The 6628-nt window shown below is 72.3% G+C and carries 6 protein-coding genes and 1 tRNA gene; 4 read left to right on the forward strand and 3 right to left on the reverse strand.

What is annotated here, in order from left to right; all coding sequences use genetic code 11:
* Positions 1–74 precede the first annotated feature (74 nt).
* Positions 75–159: transfer RNA gene (locus ABZ656_RS47655), tRNA-Leu, on the reverse strand.
* 187 nt (positions 160–346) lie between these two features.
* On the opposite strand from ABZ656_RS47655, the gene ABZ656_RS47660 reads away from it, so the two are divergent.
* The 3 genes from ABZ656_RS47660 (at position 347) to ABZ656_RS47670 (ending at position 3163) form a co-directional block, all read left to right on the forward strand.
* Positions 347–1672 carry a M20/M25/M40 family metallo-hydrolase gene (locus tag ABZ656_RS47660; RefSeq protein WP_101406071.1) on the forward strand — a complete coding sequence of 442 codons (1326 nt, stop codon included), beginning with the start codon at positions 347–349 and terminating at the stop codon, positions 1670–1672.
* A gap of 146 nt (positions 1673–1818) precedes the next feature.
* Positions 1819–2052, forward strand: a complete 234-nt coding sequence (chpH, locus tag ABZ656_RS47665; RefSeq protein ID WP_099940520.1) for a chaplin ChpH — start codon at positions 1819–1821, stop codon at positions 2050–2052.
* Positions 2053–2203: 151 nt separating this feature from the next.
* Entirely contained in the window at positions 2204–3163 is a 960-nt protein-coding gene (locus ABZ656_RS47670; RefSeq protein ID WP_360277457.1) for a chaplin, read from the forward strand.
* 139 nt (positions 3164–3302) lie between these two features.
* Here the strand turns inward: ABZ656_RS47670 and ABZ656_RS47675 are convergent, their stop codons facing one another.
* Positions 3303–3491, reverse strand: a complete 189-nt coding sequence (locus ABZ656_RS47675; RefSeq protein WP_054231126.1) for a DUF5703 family protein — start codon at positions 3489–3491, stop codon at positions 3303–3305.
* Between the two features lie 47 nt (positions 3492–3538).
* On the opposite strand from ABZ656_RS47675, the gene ABZ656_RS47680 reads away from it, so the two are divergent.
* Positions 3539–4246, forward strand: a complete 708-nt coding sequence (locus tag ABZ656_RS47680; protein ID WP_101406073.1) for a hypothetical protein — start codon at positions 3539–3541, stop codon at positions 4244–4246.
* A gap of 132 nt (positions 4247–4378) precedes the next feature.
* Here ABZ656_RS47680 and ABZ656_RS47685 read toward each other — a convergent pair whose 3' ends face one another.
* Complete coding sequence (locus ABZ656_RS47685) at positions 4379–6421, reverse strand: helix-hairpin-helix domain-containing protein (RefSeq protein WP_360277462.1); 2043 nt, start codon at positions 6419–6421, stop codon at positions 4379–4381.
* Positions 6422–6628: the final 207 nt, after the last annotated feature.

The raw sequence follows: 6628 nt of genomic DNA on the forward strand, positions 1-6628 counted from the left end.
TCCGTTTTGCGCCCTGTTTGGCTCCAACCGGGGGCGGCCCGCCCCCTGTGGGTCGCGGCCCTCACTCCTCTGTGTGTCCGAGGGGGGACTTGAACCCCCACGCCCGATAAAGGGCACTAGCACCTCAAGCTAGCGCGTCTGCCATTCCGCCACCCGGACAAGGTGTCTGTCGCGCGGGGTTTCCCTCGCGGCGACAGAGGAAACATTACCAGGCTTTCGAGGGCCTCCGGTCACACCCCGTCGCCGCGTGAACGGCGTGTGACGGGCCGGGTCCGCCCTTGGGGCGAGGAGGGGGTGGGGGAGAGGATGAGGGGGACCACCAGCAGTGACAGTGGGAGGAAGCAGCGTGAGCGAGTCGAACACGGCCAGGAGCGTCTCTGGCGAGGACGAGGTCGTGGACCTCTGTCGCGAGCTGATCCAGATCGACACCAGCAACTACGGGGACCACTCCGGACCGGGTGAGCGCAAGGCCGCGGAGTACGTGGCCGAGAAGCTCGCCGAGGTCGGGCTCGAGCCGCAGATCTTCGAGTCGCACAAGGGGCGCGCGTCGACCGTGGCCCGTATCGAGGGCGAGGACCGCTCGCGCCCCGCGCTGCTCATCCACGGCCACACCGACGTCGTACCGGCCAACGCGGCGGACTGGACCCACCACCCCTTCTCCGGCGAGATCGCGGACGGGATGGTGTGGGGCCGCGGCGCGGTCGACATGAAGGACATGGACGCCATGACCCTGGCGGTCGTCCGGGACCGGCTGCGCAGCGGGCGCAAGCCCCCGCGTGACATCGTCCTCGCGTTCCTCGCCGATGAGGAGGCCGGTGGTACATGGGGTGCGCGGCACCTCGTCGACAAGCACCCCGACCTCTTCGAGGGCGTGACCGAGGCGATCGGCGAGGTCGGCGGGTTCTCCTTCACGGTCAACGAGAAGCTGCGGCTGTACCTCGTCGAGACCGCCCAGAAGGGCATGCACTGGATGAAGCTGACCGTGGACGGCACCGCCGGGCACGGTTCGATGATCCACAAGGACAACGCGATCACCGAGCTGTCCGAGGCCGTCGGGCGGCTCGGGCGGCACAAGTTCCCGGTCCGGGTGACGAAGACGCTGCGGCACTTCCTCGACGAGCTCGGTGACGCGCTCGGCACCGAGCTCGACCCGGAGAACATGGACGAGACGCTCGCCAAGCTCGGCGGTATCGCCAAGCTCATCGGCGCCTCCCTGCAGAACACCGCCAACCCGACCCAGCTCGGTGCCGGATACAAGGTCAACGTGATTCCCGGGCAGGCGACCGCGCACGTCGACGGGCGTTACCTGCCGGGGTACGAGGAGGAGTTCCTCGCCGACCTGGACCGGATTCTCGGCCCGAGGGTCAAGCGTGAGGACGTGCACGCGGACAAGGCGCTGGAGACCACCTTCGACGGGGCGCTGGTCGACGCCATGCAGACCGCGCTGTCCGCCGAGGACCCGATCGCGCGCGCCGTGCCCTACATGCTCTCGGCCGGCACCGACGCCAAGTCCTTCGCCGACCTCGGCATCCGCTGCTTCGGCTTCGCCCCGCTCAAGCTGCCGCCGGAGCTGGACTTCGCGGGCATGTTCCACGGGGTCGACGAGCGGGTGCCGGTGGATGCCCTGAAGTTCGGCGTCCGCGTACTCGACCGCTTCATCGGGGCGTCATGACGCGTTGACGCCTGCAATCGCCCGTACGTGCGGAGATCGCCCGGGACGGGTGAATGGGACCATAAGCTCGTAGCTCAAGTACTTCTTCCTCGTTACAGGTGATGTGATCCGCTACTTGGGATCGCATTTGCCTACAAGGAGGAATAATGATCAAGAAGGTCGTCGCTGCTGCGGCTGCCACTGGTGGTCTGGTTCTCGCGGGTGCGGGCCTGGCTGTCGCCGACTCGGGTGCCCAGGGTGCCGCTGTGCACTCCCCGGGCGTCATCTCCGGCAACGTCATCCAGGTGCCTGTTCACGTCCCGGTGAACGTCTGCGGCAACACGGTCTCCGTGATCGGGCTGCTGAACCCCGCCTTCGGCAACACCTGCATCAACAACTGACGTTGTGCCTCACCCCATGAGGGTCTGAGCCCGTCGGCCCCGGAGCGTGCGCCATGCGCTCCGGGGCCGACCGGCTTTCGGCGCACGCACGGGACGGATGCGTGCGCTTTCCGGAGGGTCCAAGCCAAGGACTAAGGCAGGGAATTCAGCTATGCGACAGGTCACCCGCAAGGGCCTGATGACCGTGGCGGCCGCGACCGGCGTGCTCGCCGCGACCGGAGGCTACGCACACGCCGACTCGGGTGCGAGCGGCGCCAGTTCCAACTCGCCCGGCGTGCTGTCGGGCAACACGGTGCAGGCACCGGTGCACGTGCCGGTCAACGTCTGCGGAAACACCGTGAACGTCGTCGGGTTGCTCAACCCGGCGATGGGCAACAAGTGCGTCAACCGCGGCGGCGGTGGGTCGTCCGCCGGGGGGTACGGGGGCGGTTACGGAGGCGGCCATGACGGTGGTGGCTCGCACTCGGGCGGCTCCCAGGCCGGTGGGCACGCGAGTGGCTCGCCGGGCGTCGGGTCCGGCAACCACGTCCAGGTGCCGATCGACGTGCCGGTCAACGTCTGCGGCAACAGCGTGAACGTCGTCGGAGTCGGCAACCCGGCGATGGGCAACGACTGCGCGAACGGACACGGCGGCCACACCCACTATCCGCCCGGCGGCGGCCACCCGGGTCAGCCCGGTCAGCCCGGTCACCCTGGTCACCCTGGTCACCCGGGTCAGCCCGGTCACCCGGGTCAGCCCGGTCACCCGGGTCAGCCCGGTCACCCGGGTCAGCCCGGTCACCCGGGTCAGCCCGGTCACCCCGGTCACCCTGGGCAGCCCGGTCACCCTGGTTACCCGGGTCAGCCCGGACACCCCGGTCAGCCCGGGAACCCCGGACACCCGGGTACGCCTGCACAGCCCGGTACGCCCGCGCACCCCGGAACCCCGAGCGTGCCGTCCACCTCGTACCCCCACCGCCCGGGGACGCACCACGTCTCCCAGCCGCACAGCGCCCCGGCGCAGCTCGCCCACACCGGCAGTGACCTGCCGATCGGCGCGGTGATCCCGGCGGCCGCGGGCGCGCTGCTGGCGGGCGCCGTGCTCTACCGCCGGGCACGCTCAGGCGCGTAGACCGGCAGGACAGGGAGAGGTCCGGGCCTGGAACGGGGGCCGGGGCAGGCGTCATCGCTTCGCCACAGGCATCTCCTGTGGCGAAGCGACCGGAGCGGGCCCGCACTGGTGGGGTCCGCTCCGTTTCAGCCGCTTTCCCTCACCACGTGGCACGCACCTGGCGGATGATCCGTCGGCGCAGCCGCACCTTGCGGCTGCCGTCGGGGTGCAGGCTGAGGCGGTCCAACTCCCAGTGTCCGTACTCCGCATGGTCCGTCAGCAGGCGTGTCGTCTCCTTACGGGACACCCCGCGCGGCACGTACACGTCGACAAATTCGTATTCCGGCATCGCATCTATTGTGCGGGCAGAGGCCCTGTACGGATAGCGTCTGCACTATGTCTGATGCTGTGCAGCCCACCGCTGCCGAGGTACGCGCCGCCGCCGAGGCTGTCAAGACCGCTCTCGACCGCCACCTGGCCGCGGTCGAGCGCAGGTCGGGCGATGACGACCCGGCCGTGTACGAGGCGTTCAACGAGCTGGCCGCCGCGGCCGAGGAGTACGACGAGCTGCTCTATGACCGATACGACGAGGTCACTCCCTTCGAGATCCCCGGCAGCGACGACACGCTGCCGCCGTACACGGGCCCCGAGGAGCCGAACGCGCTGAGCGTGCTGATCCGCCGGGACTACGTGGTGGTGGAGCCGCAGCGACTGCTGGCACAGGCCCAGCGGGTGGAGGCCGTGGAGGAGGACGGGGCCACCGCGGCCGCGGGCTTCGACGCGGTGTCCGGCTCGGTGCACGGGGCGCTCGGCGTCCTGTTCGGGGAGTTCGAGCCGGACGAGATCGCCTCCCGGCACAAGGAGTTCGGTCTGGAGGAGGGCGACTCCACACTCTGGGTCACGGCCGCCGACGAACCGGCCGACCCCGGAGAGTGGCTGGAGACCCCCTTCGAGGCGATCGATCCGCAGCGTGTGGTCTGCCGCTTCGACGTCAGCGCGGTCTTCGACGACGAGTCGGACGACGACGAGCTGGAGGACGACCTCGGCCCGGACTCCGAGCTGGACCCGGACGGGGATCTGGAGCCGCTGGACGCCGATCGCTGAGCATCGCGGCACAGGATCCCGAGCATCCCGTCGGGGGAGAGCTGAGCACCGCGTCACAGGAAGGTGGCGGTCACCGGAAGCCCGGTGGCCGCCACCTTCCCGCGTACGGGAGCCGTGTCCCTGGGCGGCGGCTCAGCCCGCTGGCGGGACCTGTGCCTTGAGCAGGGCGGGCAGACGCGTGGTGCGCGGCTTCTGCGGGACCTCGGCCACCGCCCGCTGCAGGGCCTGCTCCACCCCGTGGACCACGGACAGATGGCGCTCGGCCCGGCCGAAGGCCGTGTAGACCCAGGGCCTGGTCAGGGCCGCCGCCGCGTCACCGGGGAGCACCACGACCGCGGCGGGCCAGCGCAGACCGACCGCCTGGTGCGCCGTGAGCGCCCAGCCGTGCCGCACCGACTGCTCCACCAGCTCCTTCGGTACGACGACGGGCAGACCCGAGCACTCCAGGTGCAGTCCGTCGGCGTCGGCCTTCACCACGTGCCCCACCGCCGTACGGCCCGGAGCGGGGGAGTGGGCGACGCGGTCCCCGGGGTCGAAGCCCCCGAAGCGGCCGGGACCCGGGTTCAGCCGCTCCTTGAGCGCGCTGTTCAGCGCGCGGGTGCCGACCGCGCCGCCGTGCCCCGGGGCGATCACCTGCGTCTGCTCGGCAGGGATGCCGATGGCGCGCGGCACCGAGTCCGCGACCAGCTGCACGGTCCGGTGCACCGCCTCGCCGGCGTCCCGCACGGGGACGATCACGACTTCCTTGCCGGGCGCCTCGACCTGGTTGAGCTCGCCGATGCCCACCCCGGAGACCAGCTCCCCGACGGGGCCGGGGTCCGGCGTCCGCGAGGCCACCTGCGGGCACACCCGGGCGGCGAGCAGATCGGCGAAGACCCGCCCCGGACCCGCCGACCACAGCACTCCCGGGTCCCCGCTCAGCACCAGCCGCGCGCCGTCCGGCAGCGATTCGGCGAGCATCGCCGCCGTCTCGACGTCCAGCTGCGGTGCGTCCAGGACGACCAGGAGGTCCAGGTCGAAGGCGCCGTCCGGGTCCCGGCCCGGGCCCTCGGCGCCCGAGAGGAGTCCCGCGACGGTGGTGACCCCGGTGACCGGCCCGTCCCCGGCGTCGCCCGACGGGCCGCCGTCCGAGGGGCCGTCCGGCAGGTCGTACCGCGCCATCCGGGCCGTGAAGTCGTCACGGCCGCTCGACGTGTGGGTGGCGGCCCAGCCGCGCAGGCCGAGACCGCGCGCGGCGTGCAGCAGTGCCGCCGCCTCGGCCTGGGACGCGTGCCCGCCGGTGTGCAGGACCAGGCCGTGGCCCGCGACCGCCCGGATCAGCTCCGCGGCGGAGCGGGTGGCCGACGCGGCGGCCCGCTCCCACCCGTCGGCGGAGCCGTCCGTCTTCGGTACGGAGTTCATGACCCGGGCCAGCCCGTCGGCGAGGCTCTCCTCGGCCAGCGCGTACCGCTCCAGGCCGATGAGGACACGGACCGGGCGCTCCTCGGATTCCTCGGCGCCCTCCTCCTGGGCCGGGGGAGCGGTGTCGAGGGCGTCCTGGAAGACCAGCGCGTCGCCCTCCGCGAGGGCGCTCTGCACGGCCGCGTCCGGATCCGGCACCGCGCGCTGGGCCAGCGCGGCGGTGAGCGCCGGGGCGTCGAGGGCGGTGTGCCCGGCGAGGGCCGCCTGCTCGAGGAGCCATGCGGTGACCGCCCGCCCGCGCCGCTCGTCGTCCGGGCGGCACTCCGCGCCGAGCAGCGCGCGGGCGAACCCGTCGGCCTGCTCGGGCCGCACCCCGGCGACCCGCAGCAACTGCCAGGGGTCCTCGCGCAGCTGGTCGTCCGCGCCCTCGCCGAGGGCCGCGAGGGCCCCCGGTGCGAGGGTGTCGGGTGCGCCGCCCTCGCCCAGTACGGCGCGTACGGCGGCGACGGCTTCCGGCGCGAGGGCCGCCGAGGTCCCGGCCGGGGCGGCCACCGGCTGGGGGCGCGGCGCGGGCTCCGGGGCGACCGTTCTGCGCGGCCTCGGCTCGGGCTCACGGAAGGCGGTGGCCACGGGCTTCTCGCCGCTTTCCACGGCCCGCACCGCCGCGAGCAGATCGGCGGCCGTCCCGCTGAGCTTGGCCCCGGCCGCGATCGGTCCCTGCTTCTCGGCCTTCCGCCGCTCGATCCGCTCCCGCTCCAGCCGCTGCGCCGCCAACTCGGCCTCTGCCTCGGACAGCTTTGCGGCGTCCGCCGCACCTTCGGATTCCGCGCCGCCCCCGACAGTGGTCCCCTCACCCTCGGAGAGCGTGGTGCCGGCACCCGTGCCCGCGTCCGTGGCCGTACCGGCACCCGTGCCGGCGTCCGTGGCCGCCAAGAACAAGGACCTCGCCTACGACTTCATCGACATCACCATGTCGCGGAA

This window comes from Streptomyces sp. NPDC007095 (genome assembly GCF_040634475.1).
GTDB lineage: Bacteria > Actinomycetota > Actinomycetes > Streptomycetales > Streptomycetaceae > Streptomyces.

Excerpts from the sequence above, each read along its gene's own strand:
- chpH (WP_099940520.1), top strand. The coding sequence starts at position 1,819 with ATGATCAAGAAGGTCGTCGCTGCTGCGGCTGCCACTGGTGGTCTGGTT.
- ABZ656_RS47670 (WP_360277457.1), top strand. The coding sequence starts at position 2,204 with ATGCGACAGGTCACCCGCAAGGGCCTGATGACCGTGGCGGCCGCGACC.
- ABZ656_RS47675 (WP_054231126.1), bottom strand. The coding sequence starts at position 3,491 with ATGCCGGAATACGAATTTGTCGACGTGTACGTGCCGCGCGGGGTGTCC.
- ABZ656_RS47680 (WP_101406073.1), top strand. The coding sequence starts at position 3,539 with ATGTCTGATGCTGTGCAGCCCACCGCTGCCGAGGTACGCGCCGCCGCC.